This is a genomic window from Flavobacterium panacis (assembly GCF_024649945.1).
In the GTDB taxonomy this organism is placed as follows: domain Bacteria; phylum Bacteroidota; class Bacteroidia; order Flavobacteriales; family Flavobacteriaceae; genus Flavobacterium; species Flavobacterium panacis.
This window is the reverse complement of the sequence record NZ_JANKMS010000008.1, coordinates 233,782-252,156: the sequence shown is the minus strand read 5'-3', so window position 1 is coordinate 252,156 and position 18,375 is coordinate 233,782. Positions and strand designations below refer to the sequence as shown.

Genomic DNA, 18,375 nt, shown 5'->3' with positions numbered 1-18,375 from the left:
CAGAAACAAAAAAAAGAAAGACCAAACCCAATGAAGATTTTTTAGAATCTTCCTATAAAAATCAAATAAAGAAATGAAGATAATTGTGCCAATGGCAGGCCGTGGATCAAGATTGAGGCCTCATACATTAACTGTTCCAAAACCATTAATTCCTGTTGCAGGAAAGTCAATTGTGCATCGTTTAGTTGAAGATATTGCTAAAATATTAAAAGAACCTATTGAAGAAGTGGCCTTTATTTTAGGAGATGAAGCTTTCTTTGGAGATGATGTTGTAACAAGTTTACAAGATTTAGCAAAAGGATTAGGAGCTAAAGCTTCAATCTACCGTCAGGATCAGCCTTTAGGAACTGGCCATGCAATTATGTGTGCCAAAGAATCATTGTCTGGACCAGCTGTAATTGCTTATGCTGATACTTTAATTAGAGCAGATTTTGAATTAGATCCAGAAGCAGATGCTGTAATCTGGGTAAAACAAGTTGATCAACCAGAAGCTTTTGGTGTTGTAAAACTAAATCAGAATAACGAAATTATAGAGTTGGTTGAGAAACCAAAAGAATTTGTAAGCGATTTAGCGGTTATCGGAATTTATTATTTTAAAGAAGTTGGAGTTTTAAGAAATGAACTTCAAAATGTTTTAGACAATAATATTCAGAATGGTGGCGAATATCAGATTAATGACGGTATCAAAGCAATGATGGCAAACGGAAAAGTTTTCAAAACTGGAAGTGTTGACGAATGGATGGACTGTGGAAATAAAGATGTCACTGTAGAAACAAATTCTAGAATGCTAGGTTTTCTTCATAATGACGGAGAACACTTAGTAGATTATGGTGTGACTTTAGAAAATTCGACAATTATTCCTCCTTGTTACGTTGGTGAAAATGTAGTCTTGAAAAATACAACAATTGGCCCAAATGTTTCTGTTGGAAAGGGATGTCATTTAACAGACAGTACTATTAAAAACAGTTTAATTCAGACGTTTTCTAAAATTAAAAATGCTAACTTAGATAACGCAATGATTGGAAATCATGTAAGTTATGATGGTAAATTTACCAGCGTAAGTATTGGTGATTATTCAGTTTTGGAATAGATTAAAATTTAAAAAGTTTCAAATTTTGTTTAAAATATAAGATGATCAAAAAAAGAGTTTTAGCAGTTTTGTTTTTTGCTTTATTCAGCACATCTTTTTCGGCTTTCGCACAGACGGAGCCCGAAGATATTGCTATGGCAACAGACGAATATCAAGACTCATTTTATGAATCATTGAAACAAAAAGGAATTGAAAATTACGATAAAGCTATTGTGTCATTGGAGAAATGTGTTAAACTAAAACCCAATGACGCAGTGGCTTATTTTGAATTAGGGAAAAATTATCTGGCACTTAAAGATTATCGAAATGCACAAGATAATTTTGAAAAAGCAACACAGCTAGATCCTAAAAATAAATGGTTTTGGCTCGGAATTTATGATGTAAGTTACGAGACAAAAAACTATCCGTTGGCAATTGAAACGATTCAGAAAATAATTGTTTTTGACGAAGAATATAAAGATGATCTGATTTCGTTATACATGATTACCAATCAGTACGATAAAGCATTAACAGCGATTAATGAAATGAACGATAAGTTCGGAAAATCGTCTGATCGTGAAATTTATAAGCAGCAGATTTTATCACAAGGAAAATATCAAAATGCAGAAATTGATAATTTGATTCAGCAGATAAAAAAAGATCCTAAAGAAGAATCAAATTATTTAAATCTTATTTTCTTGTATTCAAAGAATAACGAAAATGAGAAATCATTGGAAGTAGCAAAACAATTAGCCAAAGAAATTCCAAATTCAGAATGGGGACAGGTTAGTTTATTTAAAACTTATTTGGATTCGAATCAAGCAGATAAAGCAATAAAATCAATGAATACAATTTTGGCAAGTTCAAAAATTGATTCAAAAATTAAGCATAGAACCTTAAATGAGTTTTTGATCTATACAAATAAAAATCCACAATACGCACCAGATTTAGAAAAAGCGATTGCTTATTTTGATAACGATAAAGAGGTTGATGTTGCCAAAGAAATTGGAAAATTCTACCATAGTAAAGGTCAGTTTGAAAATGCGATTAAATATTATGAAAAAGATTTAAGCGCCAATTTAGATACAGATCTTGAAACCAATATGTTACTTTTAGAAGCTTACTCTCAGGTCAAACAATTTGAGCCAATGACCAAAAGAGCAATGATGTTGATAGAAGTTTATCCAAGTCAGGCTCAGTTTTATTACTATGCCGGATTAGGAAGTAATCAGCAAAAACAATTTAAAAATGCAAAAACCGTTCTGGAAATGGGTCTTGATTATGTTGTTGATGATATAAAATTAGAATCAAATTTTAATATTCAATTAGGAGAAGCATATAATGGATTGGGCGATGCCAAGAAAAAAGAGGAATACTTTTTGAAGGCAAATGAATTATTAAAAAAGAAAAAGTAAAAGAGAAATTCAGATGAAAAAATATATAGCTATACTGGTATTGTCTGTTGCAGTAGTTTCCTGTAAAACGAAAGCAGTAGCGGTACAAGGTAATACAAGTCAGGTTGTTGCGCCAAAAGAAGACAAAAAAGTAATTGAAAAACATTATGAGAATAAATTAGATTTTTCAACTTTATACATTAAAGCGAGTGCAAAATACGTAGATGCAAAACAAAGCCAGAATGTTACTGCTGAAATTAGAATCGAAAAAGACAAACAAATTTTAATTAGCGTACGTTTCTTGGGAATCACAATGGCAAAAGCATTAATAACGCCTTCTGCAGTAAGTTATTACGAAAAAATAAATAGTACTTATTATGAGGGAGATTTTACAAGTTTAAGTAAATGGCTTGGAACTGATTTAGATTATAATAAAGTGCAAAACCTTTTGATTGGAGAAGCTTTTGATGATTTAAGAAAAGGAAAATATACGCAGACAATTGTAGAAAATCTTTTTAGACTGGATGAAGAAAAAGAGGCTGATTTGAAGAAAACATTCTTCTTAGATGCAGAAAAATATTTAATTCAAAAAGAAGAAATCTCTCAGCCATCAGAAAATAGAAATTTACAAATTGCTTATTCTGACAGTAAAGTTTTCAATCAGGGAACACTTCCAACAAGTATAGAAATTAATGCTGTTCAGCCAAAAGGCAAAACAAGTATTAATCTGAATTACAATAATATTTCATTTAACGAAGAACTTTCTTTTCCTTACAGCGTTCCAAGTGGATATAAAAAAGTTACAATTCAGTAAATTTGCAAAATAAAAATAGAAACATGCCAAAATTTCTCCTAAGTCTAGTTTTAATTTGTGCCACTACTTTTGTGTGGGCACAGGATTCTCAGCAAGAAAAACTGGAGCAGCGTAAAGCTCAAATTCAGCAGGAAATCAGAGACAACGAAAAGATGCTTCAATCTGTTCGAAAAAAAGAGAAATCTGCTGTGAATGAATATTTAATTCAGGCAAATAAAATCAAACTTAAAGAGAAATTAATCAATACTACAGCAAAACAGGAAAAACTGATTAGTAATGATATGTATATTAATCAGGTTCAGGTTAATAAACTTAAAAAAGAACTAAAAGTTTTAAAAGAAGATTATGCGGAGATGATTTTAAAATCTTATAAAAGCCGTTCTGAGCAAAGTCGTGCGATGTTCATTTTATCTTCTGAAAGTTTTTTGCAAGCTTATAAAAGAGCTCAATATTTAAAGCAGTATACTAATTTTAGAAAAAATCAAGGTCTTGAGATTCAATCAAAAACAGCTCAATTAGTTGATTTTAATGCAAAACTGGACGGACAAAGACAGGCGAAAAAGAAAATTATTGTTGAAAACCAAAAGGAAAAAGTTACGCTTGAAGCAGAGAAAAAAGAGCAGCAGAAATTAGTTAATTCTTTAAAAAAGGATAAAAACAAAATTGCTGCAGATATTCGATCCAAACAAAATGAATCAAAACGTATTGACAAACAAATCGATCGTTTAATTCGTGAAGCGATTGCCGAAGCTAATAGAAAAGCAGCTGCAGAAAGAGCCAAAGCAAATCCTGGTTCAAGCGAAGCAAAAGCACCAGTTTCTTCTTCTAAAATTGCACTGACACCAGAAGATAAAATCTTAGCAGCAGATTTTAAAGCGAACAGAGGAAGATTACCTTGGCCAGTAGAAAAAGGATTTATTTCTCTTGGATATGGAGATCAGCCGCACCCTTTACATCCTTCAATTACGGTACACAATTCAGGAGTTGAAATCACAACTGAAGATGGTGCTAGTGCGAGAGCGGTATTTGCAGGAGAAGTTTCAAAAGTTATCGTTCTTTCTCCAGTAAACAAAGCAGTTGTAATTCAGCATGGAGATTTCTTTACGGTATATCAAAATTTGAGTTCCGTTTCTGTTAGTCAAGGAGATAAAGTGACGATTAAGCAGAATATTGGAAGGGTAAGAACAAGTGGAGATACAGGAAAAACAATTATAAAATTCTTGATTCTTCAAAATACTTCAAATAACAATCCGGAAGGATGGCTGCAAAGCAGATAAAAAATTAAGGGAGCCCTATTAGAGCTCCCTTTTTATTTTAAGCATATTGTTCCAGAAAATATTTGATAACATCTGTAGTTGTTACAATCCCTTTCAATTCTCCATTATCTACAACCGGTAATGCATGAAAATCTTCCTTAGCAAAAGTTGTTGCAAGATCTTTGATGATAGTATCTGAAGGAAGTGTTTTAGGGTGCGAAGTCATTATTTGCGGAATAGTCAACATGTCTAAAATAGCTTCGTCAACACCTTCTTGTCCATCAAACAATGTACTAAAAGTTAAACGGTTGATATCGGTACGGCTAATTATTCCAACTACTTCTTTGCCATTCACAACAGGAAGATGACGAATAGAATTTGATTTTAATTTTTCAATTACTTTTCTTAAATCGTCATTTTGATTTACAGTCACTACAGTTTTAGTCATGATATGACTAATTGGTTCTCTTTTTTTCATGATAGATTAGTTTTAAATTTACATTAAAGATGTAAAATAATTCTCTCAATAATTATGATTTTTATCAGGCTTTAAACCATTAAAAAGAACAGATAAAACCACTAAAATTTAGTATTTTTGCACAATGGAAACAAATAGACAGAAAAAAATAGGCGGTGTCCTTCAGAAAGATCTGGTTGACATCTTGCAAGGTGAAGTGAGAAAAAACGGAATCACTAATTTGGTGATTTCAGTATCCAAAGTAAGTGTAACTACAGATTTGTCTGTAGCAACGGTATATTTAAGTATTTTTCCACAAGAGAAAGCCAAAGAAACTTTAGAGGCAATAAAAACAAATACAACATTAATTAAACATGATTTGTCGCAACGTGTTCGTTTGCAGTTACGTCGTGTTCCAAATCTGGTATTCTTTATTGATGATTCTCTTGATTATATTGAGAAAATCGACAATGCACTTGCAGGAAAAGAAAACCCAATAGAAAATCGTGACCTTTTAGAAAAAAGAAGAAAGTCGTAATTTGAATTTCCCTTTATACATAGCCAAACGTTATATTTTTAGCAGTAGTAAAAATAATGCTATCAATATTATTAATCGAATTGCCAGCATGGGAATCATTGTTGGTACGATGGCTTTGTTTGTGGTTTTATCGGTCTTTAGCGGTTTAAAAGTTTTTAGCCTTTCGTTTACCAACGAAATCGATCCCGATTTAAAATTGACTAATACATACGGAAAGTCATTTTTAATTACGCCAGATCAGGAAAGTCAAATTAAGAAAATTGACGGTGTTGCTTCTTACACTAAGATTATAGAAGAACGTGTTTTGTTTTTATTTAAAGACAAACAACAAGTTACTTACTTGAAAGGTGTTGACAGTTCTTATGCAGTTGTGAACGATATTAAGAAAAAGCTTTTTAATGGCCAGTGGCTTAAGCCGGATAGTTTTCAGGTTGTAATAGGTTATGGATTGACACAAAATTTCTCGATGGGAATTCTGGATTTTGAAAATCCGTTACAGGTTTTTGCTCCAAAACCAGGTAAAGGCGCAATAGAAAATCCGGAAGAAGCTTTTAATAAAACAGATGTTCTGCCTGTCGGAACTTATTCTATTAGTGAAGAGTTAGATTCTAAATATGTATTTGCAGATTTAGGCCTGGCTCAAGAATTATTAATGTACAAACCAAATCAAATTTCTGGAATCGAATTCAAGTTAAAAGATAACGCAGACGAAAATGCAGTTAAAAAGCAACTTAATTCTATTTTTAAAAACAAGATTACTTTAAAAAACAGAGCGCAGTTAAACGAGTCTTTATATAAAATGCTTAACACCGAAAATATTGTTGTGTATCTCATTTTTACTTTAGTCATTATTGTTGCACTTTTTAATTTGGTTGGAGCGTTAATTATGATGATTTTAGAAAAAAAAGGAAATCTTAAAACCCTTTTTAATCTAGGAGCAGAGGTCGGTTATCTAAGAAGGATATTTTTGCTTCAAGGTACTTTATTAAGTTTTTTTGGTGGTTTAATCGGACTTGCTTTAGGAATTATATTGGTGATTTTACAACAGCAATATGAACTAATAATGATTACACCAACATTGGCTTATCCAGTTGTTTTTTCATTAGAAAATGTTCTAATTGTAATGACAACTATCGTTACACTTGGTTTTACAGCTTCTTTAATTGCAAGCAGTCGTGTAAGCAAAAAATTATTGGATTAATATCTTCCTAAAAAATATTATTATATTTACCGTCTTAAATAACTACAGCATATGATTGTTTCTGCCTAATCCTACTTTATTTTTTAGAATAATTAGGATACCTACGTTTTACTTTTTAGTTCAGATTTACATCTGAGCCATTTTTTTATTTATCCTAAAATATCATGACAGAAACATCTATAAAGAAAAGTTTATTTTCTAAAATTTTCACTACTCTAAAACAAGCCTTAAATGGCGACGAATCATTTGATTATACTTCTGGAAGTATAAAAAAAGCCGTAATTCTATTAGCCATTCCGATGGTTTTAGAAATGATGATGGAATCGGTTTTTGCATTGGTCGACTTGTATTTTGTAGGACATTTGGAACATAGCAGTTTTGCTATTCAAACCGTTGGTTTAACAGAATCTGTATTAACCGTTATTTATTCACTCGCCATCGGAATGAGCATGGCCGCCACCGCAGTTGTAGCAAGACGAATAGGAGAAAAAGATCCTGTCGCTGCTGCAAAAGCAGGAATGCAAGCCATTATTGTAGCTTTTGCCATTAATAGTTTAATGAGTATTTTCGGAATTATTTATGCAAAAGATATTCTGATTTTAATGGGGTCCTCAGTAGAATCAGCCGAACACGGTTTCCGATTTACACAAATTATGATTGGTTCTAGTTTGTGCATTATGCTTTTATTCTTGATTAACGGAATTTTCCGTGGAGCAGGAAATGCTGCAATAGCCATGAAAAGTCTTTGGATCGCGAATATTTGCAATATCATTTTATGTCCAGTTTTAATTAACGGTTTCGGGCCAGTTCCAGCTTTTGGATTAATTGGCGCTGCTTTGGCAACTACAATCGGAAGAACCATTGGAGTTTTATATCAAGTGTATCATTTGTTCTTTGGAAATGGAGTTTTAAAAATCAAGATTTCGTACTTCGCTCCAGACTTTATACAAATAAGAGCTTTAGTAAAAATAGCTGCTCCAGGAATTTTGCAATTTGTAATTGCATCTTGCAGTTGGATTTTCCTAGCGCAATTAGTTGCCACAACAGGAGGGGATCACGGTTCGGCGGGTTATCAAACCGCATTAAGAATTATGATGTTTTTCATTCTTCCAGCTTGGGGATTGAGTAATGCTGCTGCAACTTTGGTCGGACAAAATTTAGGAGCCAAACAAATAGAACGCGCCGAAAAATCAGTTTATACAACAGCGAGATACAATGTGATTTTCATGGCTACGATTATGATTATTACTTTAGGTTTTGGACAATTTATTATTTCATTTTTTACGAATGACGAACAAGTAAAAACTGTTGCAATTGAAGCATTGCAAATCATGAGTATCGGATTTATTTTTTACGGAATCGGAATGGTTTTGATTAATACGTTTAATGGAGCAGGAGACACATGGACACCAACTGGAATTAATTTCTTCGGATTTTGGCTGTTCCAAATTCCATTAGCTTATGTATTGGCAAAACATTTTAATATGGGACCAACAGGAGTTTTTATAGCTATTCCAGTTGCTGAAACAGCCATTACTTTAGCGGGAATCTTTTTCTATAAAAGAGGAAAATGGAAGAGAGTTCAGGTTTAATAAAAATAAAATGACCTCCAGTTAGGTCGTTTTTGTTTAAAGTTAAATATTTTACAAATAGATATTTGAAACTGTAAAATATTGTACATTTGAACGTACAATTTAAAGTACTAAAACATGAAGGCAATCACCATATCTACACTAAGAAAAAACATAAAAAATTATTTTGATGAAGTATCGGAATCATCAGAAATAATTGTGGTTCCCAGAAATTCTGAGGAAGATGCAGTTGTAATAATTTCAATGAAAGAATATAATTCGATATTAGAAACACAACATTTACTATCAACTAAAGCAAATAGAACAAGACTTTCTGAATCTATTGAACAATTGGAAAACGGAAAATTGACATCTTACAATATAGATGAATTGTAATTAGATATGGATATTTGTTTTACAAAAAATGGATGGGAAGATTTTGAGTATTGGATTGAAAACGATACCGACACAGTATTAAAAATAAAAGAATTAATAAAATCGGTTCGAGAAAATCCTTTTAGAGGAATTGGAAAACCAGAGCCGTTAAGACATGATTTAAAAAGTTTTTGGTCAAGAAGAATTAATGGAGAACATAGATTAGTTTATAAAGTATCAGGAACAAAGGGAATTGATCAAAAATGTATTATATTACAATGTCGATTTCATTATGATGATAAATAAAAAAGACCTTCAATATTGAAGGTCTTTTTTTTATGTTTTAAACAAACTCATATCCAGCGTAAACCTGTTCGATTTCTTTCATAATAGCGAATAAATCTTCAGGAGCATCGGTGGTAACTAATTTTTGTTTGAATTCTTTAAACGAATGAATTCCTTTAAAATAATTGGTGTAATGACGGCGCATTTCTACAATTCCCAAACGTTCGCCTTTCCAATCCATTGACCATTGCAAATGATTTCTAGCGGCTTCAACACGATCAATAACCGTTGGAGCTGGTAAGTGTTCTCCCGTTTTGAAATAGTGTTTTATTTCGTTAAAAATCCACGGATAACCAATCGCAGCACGACCAATCATGATTCCGTCAATTCCGTATTCGTTTTTATATTGTAATGCTTTTTCTGGACTATCGATATCACCGTTTCCGAAAATTGGCATCGTAATTCTTGGATTGTTTTTTACACGTGCGATGTGCGACCAGTCAGAGTGACCTTTGTACATTTGAGCACGAGTTCTCGCGTGAATCGTCAAAGCTTGAACACCAATATCCTGAAGTCTTTCAGCAACTTCATCAATATTGATCGAGTTTTCATCCCAACCTAAACGTGTTTTTACAGTAACAGGCAAATCAGTCCCTTTGATAACCGCTTGTGTCAAACGAACCATCAAATCAACATCTTTTAAAACTCCAGCACCAGCACCTCTGCAAACGACTTTTTTTACCGGACATCCAAAATTGATATCCACTAAATCTGGTTTTACAGTTGAAACAATTTTAGAAGACATTTCCATTGCTTCCTCATCACCACCAAAAATCTGGATTCCAACAGGACGTTCGTAATCAAAAATATCCAGCTTCATTCTACTTTTTATAGCATCACGAATCAATCCTTCCGATGAAATAAATTCAGAGTACATCATGTCAGCGCCATGCGTTTTGCATAATCTGCGAAACGGCGGATCACTAACATCTTCCATCGGTGCGAGTAATAAAGGAAATTCGGGTAATTCTATGTTGCCAATCTTGACCATCTTCATAATTTTTTGCAAAATTACAACATTTAGTTCAATTAAAAAGATTCTAAGCTTCTAAGATGCTAAGGTTCTGAGTTTTTATCCTTGATTGATATTTAAAAAGAAAAACTTAGAGTCTCAGAATCTCAGTATCTTAGCAACTTAAAATTAAGTTCTATAATCAAAAAATCTAATTGGTTTTCGACTCATTGGATTGAAAACTATAGGGTTTAGAATCTCTTTTGGAACAAATTCTATTTTTGGGGTCACTCTCAATTTTGCTCTAAAGTGATCTTTTATTTCCTGAAGAAATTCTGGAGATTGATTTTTCACCGCAATTTTAATCAAGATTTCATCTGTACCTAAATCGTTAGTTGAAATTTCGATTAAATGATTTTCAATATTATCAAAACTGCTCAAAACATCATTCATCGCTGGCGGATACAATGTTGTTCCTTTGTACTTGATCATTTGTTTTTTACGACCGACAACTGGCCCAACACGCAAAGTATTTCTGCCACATTCACAAGGTTCGTCATGAAATTGCACAATATCTCCCGTTTTAAAACGCAATAAAGGCATCGCTTCAATTCCTAAAGTAGTAAAAGTCAGTTCGCCTGTTTCACCGTTTTTAACCGGCATATTGTCTTCGTCGAGAACTTCAACAATGATTAATTCCGGATGATGATGTCCGCCTTTTCCATGTTCACATTCTGTAAAAGCGGTACTCATTTCTGTTGAAGCATAAGTCGAAAACAACTTGATGTTCCATTTATCGGTGATTTTTTTCGATAGAATATTCATGGAGAAATCCTGTTCTCTCAAAGATTCTCCAATACAAATTGCCCCTTTTATGCTCGAATTGTTATAATCAATTCCGTGAATTTCGGCGTATTCAATTAATTTCAAAAGGAAAGAAGGAACCGTAATCAAATAACTCGGATTGTATTTCAAAATCGAATCCCACTGCATTTCCGGAATTCCTGCGCCAACGCGAATAACGCCAACTTTCAATTTTCTTAAACCAAGAAAATAAGCCAAACCAGCCATAAATTTTCGGTCGATTGTCGTCATTAATTGTACCACATCGCCTTCTGCAATTCCAGCGCAAGCGAAAGAAATTGCTTCATTGTAAGCCAATCGATCCAAATCAGAATCGGTTAAACCAAAAGTTACGGGATCTCCTAAAGTTCCAGATGTTGTAGCGTAATCGATAATTTTATGTTGCGGAACACATAAAAAATCATCGTTATATTGTTGTAAATCTTCTTTTGTGGTAACAGGTAAAAATTGTAAATCTTCCAGAGTTTTAACTTTCGAAATATCAATATTTTGTCCAGCAAAAAGTCTTTTGTAAAACGGAGAATTCTCGCTAATATATTCTAAAAGTTCAACTAATTTTTGTTCTTGAAAAATTTTAATTTCTTCTAAAGAATCTTTTTCTATTGCTGGAATCATTTTAATTTTCTTTTGACTTTTTTTAAATATTTTTCAATTTCTTCTTTTTCAGGAGCCGTTGTAATTTCATACGTTAAAGCTTTTTCAAAATTCAGCTTTGCCTGAAGAAATTCCTTTTTTTGGTAAAAGTACAATCCTGTCTTATAATATACAACCCAATAATCAGGGTTTAATGCTTGATAATTCTGAAAAAACTCAGGAGAAACGGTTTCTTTCTTTTCTAAAATCAAGTCTATTTTATGATCTTGAATTTTAAATTTTTTAAAATTCTGAAAAGCAGCGGTTTTCAAGAAAGGATCTTTGGCAATATTCAAGTTTTCTTTTTGAAATGATTTTGTTTCATTTCGGTTTTCATTAAAAATCGAATTCAAATCATAACAAACAAATTCGCCTAATTGAAACGGATTTGCCGAAACCCAAACTAATTTTTCTTTTGGTTTAAAGATAATTCCGTGATGCGCCAAAAGCTGATTTAGTGCTTTTTCGTTTCCAAAACCCAAAGCTTCATTTTTTAAACCGTCTTTATTTCGAAGAATTTCCGAAGCAATTTCAGGATTTACTTTTGGATTTTCAGAGAGCAATTCCTGCATTCTTTCATATCGATATTCCGAATGGCTGTTGACAATTTGTTCTTGATTTCTTTTATCATCTTTGAAAGCTTCGCCTTGAAAATGATTCGAACAAATTAATTGATCACTGTTTGGAACATCGTAAACATCCATTTTGTTTGGAGAAACTTCAATTAAAATGGCTTTGTTATCATTGGCACTTCCAACCATAATCGATTCAGAAACAAATACTTTTCTTTTTTTTGCAATAGCAATGGCTTCATCTAGATTTTTGGCGTACTGTAAAATTTCGCGAGTTAAAATCGAAATCGGAGTTTTTGCAACAAGCGGAATTTTAGATTTTGAAGCATTTATTGTAATGGTTAAACCTTCGAGATTCATTCCAGAAACTGCACCAATCATTCCCGGCCAAGTTACCATCATAAACGGATGTCCTTCTTTTGGTTTTATAAAAGCGGCTATTTTATTTTCTGCGAAAGCATCATTTACATAAAAATCAAAGTTACGCGCCAAGATTAAATTTCCATCTTCTGATTTTTCGTTCCAAGCAGCAAAAGAGGAACAGCCAACCAAAGCTAAATCCTGTAATGCATGTCCAATGTCGTGCGCAGCATGCAAATACAAACCACGCTGATATTGTGGTGCTATGTTATCAAATTCAGTTGAAGTATATTGCGAAACGCCGTAAATCTCGGTTTGATATTCGTCTGGAACATTCAAATATAATTTGCGATTGAACCATTTTAAAAATTGACGAAGTATTTTCTGCTGAAATTTTGATGGAACAAAATCGGTTATTTTAGAGAAAAAAATACGTTGCTGCTTTTGCAAAAGCGAATCGGTTAAAGCGCCAGTTGTTAAACCAATTTCGAGAGGATCGCCTTGAGTATATAATTCCCAAAGACCTTGTTTGTTTTTTAAAAGTGAATTTTTTCCAGAGATAAAAATGCTGTCTGAAACTTTTGTAACAACAGGTTTTGTATTATTATAAGCCGTTAAATCTGGTTTATGATGTTGTGATTTTGATGTACCGCAGGAAGTCAGCAAGCTTAAAAAACCGATAAGGAAAAGATAAAGAATTCGGTTTTTCATAATAAAACTATTCAGATGCTTTTTTAATTTTTTCCAGCAGATATTCCTTTCCTACAATTTCTGAGCACGTTATGACCGCTCCAACTGTAACTCCCAAGACACCATGCATGTTAATACTTTGGCCTGTAAGATAAAGATTTTCTACCTTAGTTTTAGTCGGAATCATAGTTTTCATCGGATTATTTGAATCTTTAACATATCCGTACATATTGCCGCCGTCTCCGCCAATGTAATCACGATAAGAAAGTGGAGTAGAAGTGTGAACCGATTTGATACAATCCTTTATTCCTGGAAATTTTTTCTCGATTTCTTCTAGAAACTTGGTTGCTTTTTTAGCTTTGAATTCGTCATAACTTTCCCCTCTTTCATTTTCTTCAAAAGTGGTATTAAATGTATCTTCCCAAGCTTTAACATCTTCATATTTCATGTAGGTTAAAAACGTCATTCCGTCTGCCCATTCTTCGTCTTTTTTTGACGGATTCATGGAAGCCATAAAAGTTTTTGGCCATGAATTTTCGTCGTATTCATAAGCTGTCCAAACATCATTGGCACTTTTAAAATGATAATAATTGTGATTGATGTATTTGAAAGTTTTGGGTTTAAAAACAATGTACAAACTAAAAGCTGAAAGGACACTTTCCAGATCCTGAATTCTGTTGAAAAAGGGTTTTCTGAAATTTTCCTGACCTACCATTTTCAAAGTCGTTTTCGGTTCAATGTTCGAAATAAAATACGTTCCAGAAACTGCTGTTCCGTCTTTCATTTTAACCGAATTCACTTTATGATTTTCAACTTCAATTTTGGTAACTTCTTTATGTTTGAAGAATTCGCTACCGTAATTTTTCAGTTGTTTTAAAAGTTGTTTCGTTATCTGGCTTCCGCCATTGATACATCTCCAAGAACTTTCAATGTACGAATTGACCACAAGCGCGTGAACATAAAAAGGCGATTTTTCAGCTATACCAGCATAAAGAAAATTGGAACCTGAAAGAACTGCTTTTAATTTTTCGTTTTCTGTAAAAGAATCAATCGTTTCTTTTGCGTTAAGCGTTAGAATTTCATCGTCATATTTTCCTTCAGATTCTAGATTGTAAAGCGGAAATGTTTTGCAAACCGCTTTTATTTTCTGGCAATACTTTTCGAGATTTTCTTTTTCGTCTGGAAAATATTGAGTTAGTTTTTCAATGAAATTTTCGAAACCCTGCGCATGTGGATATTCGGTTTTATCGTCATCAAAAGAAATAATATCAAAACCATTTTCATCCAATTTTTTCAGATTCAAATGATCCATTATGCCAATATATTTGAAATATTGATGGAGATTCTGGCCTTCGCCTAAACCTCCGATATAATGAATTCCGGTATCAAAAATGGTTTTATCTCTTACGAAAGTCTGCAGATTACCGCCATATTGATTGTTCTTTTCGAGCACACAAACGCTGTAACCTTCTTTTGCCAGAATAACAGCAGAAACCAATCCGCCTAAACCGCTGCCAATTATGACTACATCGTATTGTTTTTTCATTATTTTTTCTTTAAAACGATTAAAGCATTTTCTTCAGAAATAATTTCAAAATCCTTTAACTGATTTTTTAAACGAGAACAATTCACTAAAATTATAGAAGAAACGTTTGGAATTACTTTTTCAATTGCAGTTTCAAAACTTTCATCCGAAATCAAAAGAACATCATATTGATTTTCTGTTGTAGATTCCAATTGATCCAAATACAATATCTTTCTTTTGGATACGATATAATTGGTTTTGGCAACCAGCAATTTTTCTTCGTCAGAAATAAAAGAAACTATTTTTCGTTGTGGTTCCTGTAAAGCTAATAAAACATCCAATTGTCCGTAATCATTTCCTAAATGAAGGATTTTTGCTTTTGGTTCAATGTGTTTGTTTAGGTTGTAATACGTTTCTAGATTTTGTTTTAAATCTTTTTTGACACTGTTTCCAATTTCGATTTCTTTATAATCGTAGCTGTTAATCAGCATAGTTTTAAAATAATCTGAACCTTCAAGCTGTTCCCGAATTTTACGATGTTCTGCTTTGAAGTAAGCACTTATTTGTTTGGTTCGATCGGTATAATTTTTTCCGAATGAAAGATTTTCAGGAGCAATTCTTTCTAAAATCGTAACCGTTAATTTTCCGTGATGAATGACAAAATCTCCTTTTGGAATCAGTTCTGAAGCTCCATGAATAACAACAGGAATAATGTCTAGATTGAATTCTTCGGCAAGGAAAAAAGCACCTTTGTGGAATCGTTTCACAACATTACTTTCGGAACGTGTTCCTTCTGGGAAAACCATTAACGAATATCCTTCGTTTACTTTTTTACGCAAATGTTCAACACCACCTTCCAATCCTTCAGAAACAGGATAAAAACCGGCTTTTCTAACAACACCGCCAAAAATAGGAGAGTTGTAAACCCAGTCACTTACCAGAAAAATGATTTTCGGACTCAGCATTCCGATTGCCAAAATGTCTAAAAACGAAGAATGATTGGCAATAATTACCGCTGGTTTTTCAAACGTTTCATTATAATTATTAACGACTTTTTTGCGAATAAAAGGATTTGAATACAATACCGATTTCATGAATTTTGAAACAACATATCGGAAAGCTTTCATCTTTGCTTTTTTACTAAAAGGCAAAATCGGCATTAGGGTAAAACTGAAAATAGACATTACGATTCCGCCCAAACCATAATAAGCAAACGAAATTACACCGTGAATAAAAGTGCGCAATTGAAAAGGCGGATTTCCTTTTTTCGGTCGATTCGACAAAAACAGTTTGAATAAAATCGGATAGAAAATGAAAGTTATAATTAACGCCGCAAAAACTCCAATTAACGAAACAGCAGAAATAGAAGTCAAGGCTGGATGTTTAGCAAAAATCATGGCACCGATTCCCAAAATTGTTGTGATAACCGCCAAGATAATTGAGGTTCTGTAAATAGCAATTTCGTTAACGCCGTTTGTGTATTCTTTTTGTAAAGCGCTGGTCATAAAAATGCTGAAATCGACTCCGTGACCAAAAATCAAAGTGCAGACAATCATACTGAAAATATTCATTTGAATGCCAAAAATCCCCATAATTCCAGCTGTTACAATTCCCGTTAAAGCAATTGGAATACAGCTGATAATAACCAATTCGATTCTTCGGAAAAAGAAAAATAAAATTAAAACGACAGCAACAAAAGAATAATTGACAAGCGAATTAAAATCGGTTTTTAAAGTGCTGAAAAACGTTTCGTTCATTTGCTGACGATCGATTGCAATTACGTTTTCTTTTTTAGAAGCCGATTTTACAAAAGCATCACGTTGTTCCGGCGCAACTTTTACCAAAGTCGAAACGGTATAAAAACCATTTTTTTCTGTGATGAATTCTTGTAGTTGTAACGCTTTAATTTTTAAATAATCGTCTGCCGAAATTGGTTTGAAATCAAAATTTAAATGATCAAAAAATAGATTGTAAGTGGTGGGTTTGAAACCAAGTTTAGCTCCTTCAGTAATTAATTCTGATTTAACGAATTGTTTTTTCTGTGAAGTCCAAAATGAATTCCATTTCTCAATTTTTTGAAGTTGTGCTGCCTTGGAAAGTACAATTCCTCCAACAGAACTAAAGTTTAGAATTTTGTTTTGTTGTTTTTCTTTTGACAAATCTCCAAAAAGCTTGCTGTTATGTTGTAAAGCTTCTTCCATCGTTTTTCCGTACGAAGCCACATAAATGGTTTTGGAAGTTAAACTGGTACTTTCTTCCAATTGTTTTTCGGCAGCTTTAATTTCTTTCGGAATAAAATTCAGCTGTGATAAGTCGTTATTGAAACCAACATCATTATACGTAAAACAGCAAATTATGGTAATGATAACGCAAAGTCCGATTAAGATTTTATTGTTATGAAAAGAAAAATGCGCCATTTTATCGATCACATTTTTTTTATGTTCTGATGGATTTTCTTTAGGATGATATAAATGAGGCACAATCAAAAGCGAGAAAACTCCAGTTGCCATAACAATTACAGCAGCAAAAATTCCGAGATCATTCAGCGCATCCGATTTTACAAAAAGCAGACATAAAAATGCAACCGCAGTTGTAGAGCTACTCATAATTACAGGCATTGTAATGTCTTTGTACAATGTTTTGACATCGCTATTATGCTTGTAATGTGTAAGAATATGAATAGAATAATCAATCGTGATTCCCAATAAAATAGAACCAATTCCTAATGAAATTGCTGAAATTTGTTCTCTCACGAAATATAAAAATGCAACCGCGAACAAACCGCCAAAAACCGTTGGAAGAAAAATAATCAGCGGAATTAAAACTTTTCGGTAGAATAAAATCAGAATCGACATTAAAGTAAACATCGCGATTGATGTTGTTAGAATAATGTCGCTTTTAATCTGATTCGCATTCGCAACAGCAATCAAAGCTGAACCAAAATAACTGATGGAAGTTTTATCTTTAAATTGTTGATTTAAATTTTCTTGAATCGATTTAAGTTTTTCGGCAAAAAGGGTGTTTTTTTCTGTTTCGCTCGATGGAATATTAGAAGTGATAAAAAGCAGTAATTTCTTTTTGTCCTTCGTCATTACAAAACCATTTTCCAATGTAAAATCGTCACCAATATTTAATTGTTGTAATTTTTTTAAGGCGATAAACGAAATCCCAAACGGGTCTTGCAGGATAAAATCTTTGGTGATGAATCCAGATGGAGAAATAATCGATTTGTAATTTCCTTGAACGGTTGCTGCAATACTGTCTTTTTGCAGTTTTTGTTCTATGTTTTTATAATCATGATCATCCAAAAAAAGAGGCAGATTATTGTAAACAAAATCAATAGTTTCCTGAATATTTTCTTCGTCAATTTTTCCTTGAATTCCTGTTACATAAGGTTTGCAGGATTTTGAAACACTGTCTGAAAAAGCAGTTGCCATTTCTTTCAAATCTTCAGCAGATCCATTTTTTTCAAGTTTGAAAATTACGGTTGTTTTATCGGCAAAATTAAGTTGTTTTAAAACTTTTGCTGTAACATCGGTTTTATCGTTTGTCGGAATAAGTTTGGTAATATCTTCTTCAAACTTTAATCTTGACGCAAAAAATCCAAAAACGAGAAGCATCAAAACAGCCAAAAGAACCGATAAAGATTTTCTTCGGTTTACAAACAAATGAATGGCGTAGAAGTATTGGTGCATGATTTTTGGTTAAGTTTTTCAGCCACGAATTTCACGAATTTTCACGAATTAATTATTACAAAAA

Annotated in this window: 15 protein-coding genes; 9 read left to right on the top strand and 6 right to left on the bottom strand. The window is 32.7% G+C overall.

Features of this window, described 5'->3' with window-relative positions; translation table 11 throughout:
• Window positions 1-73: 73 nt before the first annotated feature.
• Genes NQQ59_RS17800 through NQQ59_RS17785 form a run of 4 tightly spaced genes read left to right on the top strand, consistent with a single transcriptional unit; the run spans window position 74 to window position 4,554 of the window.
• On the top strand, window positions 74-1,090 hold the full coding sequence (locus NQQ59_RS17800; protein WP_144216320.1) for a sugar phosphate nucleotidyltransferase: 1,017 nt from the start codon (window positions 74-76) through the stop codon (window positions 1,088-1,090).
• Window positions 1,091-1,131: 41 nt separating this feature from the next.
• Window positions 1,132-2,484: a tetratricopeptide repeat protein gene (locus NQQ59_RS17795; protein ID WP_144216318.1), complete on the top strand. Its 1,353-nt coding sequence runs from the start codon at window positions 1,132-1,134 to the stop codon at window positions 2,482-2,484.
• A gap of 13 nt (window positions 2,485-2,497) precedes the next feature.
• A complete protein-coding gene (locus tag NQQ59_RS17790; protein WP_144216316.1) occupies window positions 2,498-3,277 on the top strand; it encodes a DUF4292 domain-containing protein in 780 nt (259 codons plus the stop codon).
• Between the two features lie 23 nt (window positions 3,278-3,300).
• Entirely contained in the window at window positions 3,301-4,554 is a 1,254-nt protein-coding gene (locus NQQ59_RS17785; RefSeq protein ID WP_144216314.1) for a murein hydrolase activator EnvC family protein, read from the top strand.
• Window positions 4,555-4,591: 37 nt separating this feature from the next.
• On the opposite strand, the gene NQQ59_RS17780 is transcribed toward NQQ59_RS17785, so the two are convergent.
• Entirely contained in the window at window positions 4,592-5,011 is a 420-nt protein-coding gene (locus NQQ59_RS17780) for a CBS domain-containing protein (RefSeq protein ID WP_144216312.1), read from the bottom strand.
• 124 nt (window positions 5,012-5,135) lie between these two features.
• On the opposite strand from NQQ59_RS17780, the gene rbfA reads away from it, so the two are divergent.
• From rbfA to NQQ59_RS17755, 5 genes are all read left to right on the top strand, one after another.
• A complete protein-coding gene (gene rbfA, locus NQQ59_RS17775) occupies window positions 5,136-5,528 on the top strand; it encodes a 30S ribosome-binding factor RbfA (protein ID WP_144216310.1) in 393 nt (130 codons plus the stop codon).
• A gap of 1 nt (window position 5,529) precedes the next feature.
• On the top strand, window positions 5,530-6,729 hold the full coding sequence (locus NQQ59_RS17770) for an ABC transporter permease (protein WP_144216308.1): 1,200 nt from the start codon (window positions 5,530-5,532) through the stop codon (window positions 6,727-6,729).
• 164 nt (window positions 6,730-6,893) lie between these two features.
• A complete protein-coding gene (locus NQQ59_RS17765; RefSeq protein ID WP_144216306.1) occupies window positions 6,894-8,321 on the top strand; it encodes an MATE family efflux transporter in 1,428 nt (475 codons plus the stop codon).
• A 117-nt stretch (window positions 8,322-8,438) separates the two neighbouring features.
• Window positions 8,439-8,696, top strand: coding sequence for a type II toxin-antitoxin system Phd/YefM family antitoxin (locus tag NQQ59_RS17760; protein ID WP_144216304.1), 258 nt, complete (start codon window positions 8,439-8,441; stop codon window positions 8,694-8,696).
• 6 nt (window positions 8,697-8,702) lie between these two features.
• A complete protein-coding gene (locus NQQ59_RS17755; protein WP_144216302.1) occupies window positions 8,703-8,981 on the top strand; it encodes a Txe/YoeB family addiction module toxin in 279 nt (92 codons plus the stop codon).
• A 37-nt stretch (window positions 8,982-9,018) separates the two neighbouring features.
• On the opposite strand, the gene dusB is transcribed toward NQQ59_RS17755, so the two are convergent.
• From dusB to NQQ59_RS17730, 5 genes are all read right to left on the bottom strand, one after another.
• A complete protein-coding gene (gene dusB, locus NQQ59_RS17750; protein ID WP_144216300.1) occupies window positions 9,019-10,011 on the bottom strand; it encodes a tRNA dihydrouridine synthase DusB in 993 nt (330 codons plus the stop codon).
• 150 nt (window positions 10,012-10,161) lie between these two features.
• The gene (locus NQQ59_RS17745; RefSeq protein WP_144216298.1) at window positions 10,162-11,451 is read right to left on the bottom strand and encodes a phenylacetate--CoA ligase family protein; all 1,290 of its coding nucleotides are present in this window, start codon (window positions 11,449-11,451) and stop codon (window positions 10,162-10,164) included.
• Window positions 11,448-13,112, bottom strand: a complete 1,665-nt coding sequence (locus NQQ59_RS17740; protein ID WP_144216296.1) for a C45 family autoproteolytic acyltransferase/hydolase — start codon at window positions 13,110-13,112, stop codon at window positions 11,448-11,450. Before NQQ59_RS17740 ends, NQQ59_RS17745 begins: the two co-directional genes overlap by 4 nt.
• 7 nt (window positions 13,113-13,119) lie before the next feature.
• Window positions 13,120-14,637, bottom strand: a complete 1,518-nt coding sequence (locus tag NQQ59_RS17735; protein ID WP_144216294.1) for a phytoene desaturase family protein — start codon at window positions 14,635-14,637, stop codon at window positions 13,120-13,122.
• On the bottom strand, window positions 14,637-18,311 hold the full coding sequence (locus NQQ59_RS17730) for a 1-acyl-sn-glycerol-3-phosphate acyltransferase (RefSeq protein WP_144216292.1): 3,675 nt from the start codon (window positions 18,309-18,311) through the stop codon (window positions 14,637-14,639). Before NQQ59_RS17730 ends, NQQ59_RS17735 begins: the two co-directional genes overlap by 1 nt.
• Window positions 18,312-18,375 lie beyond the last annotated feature (64 nt).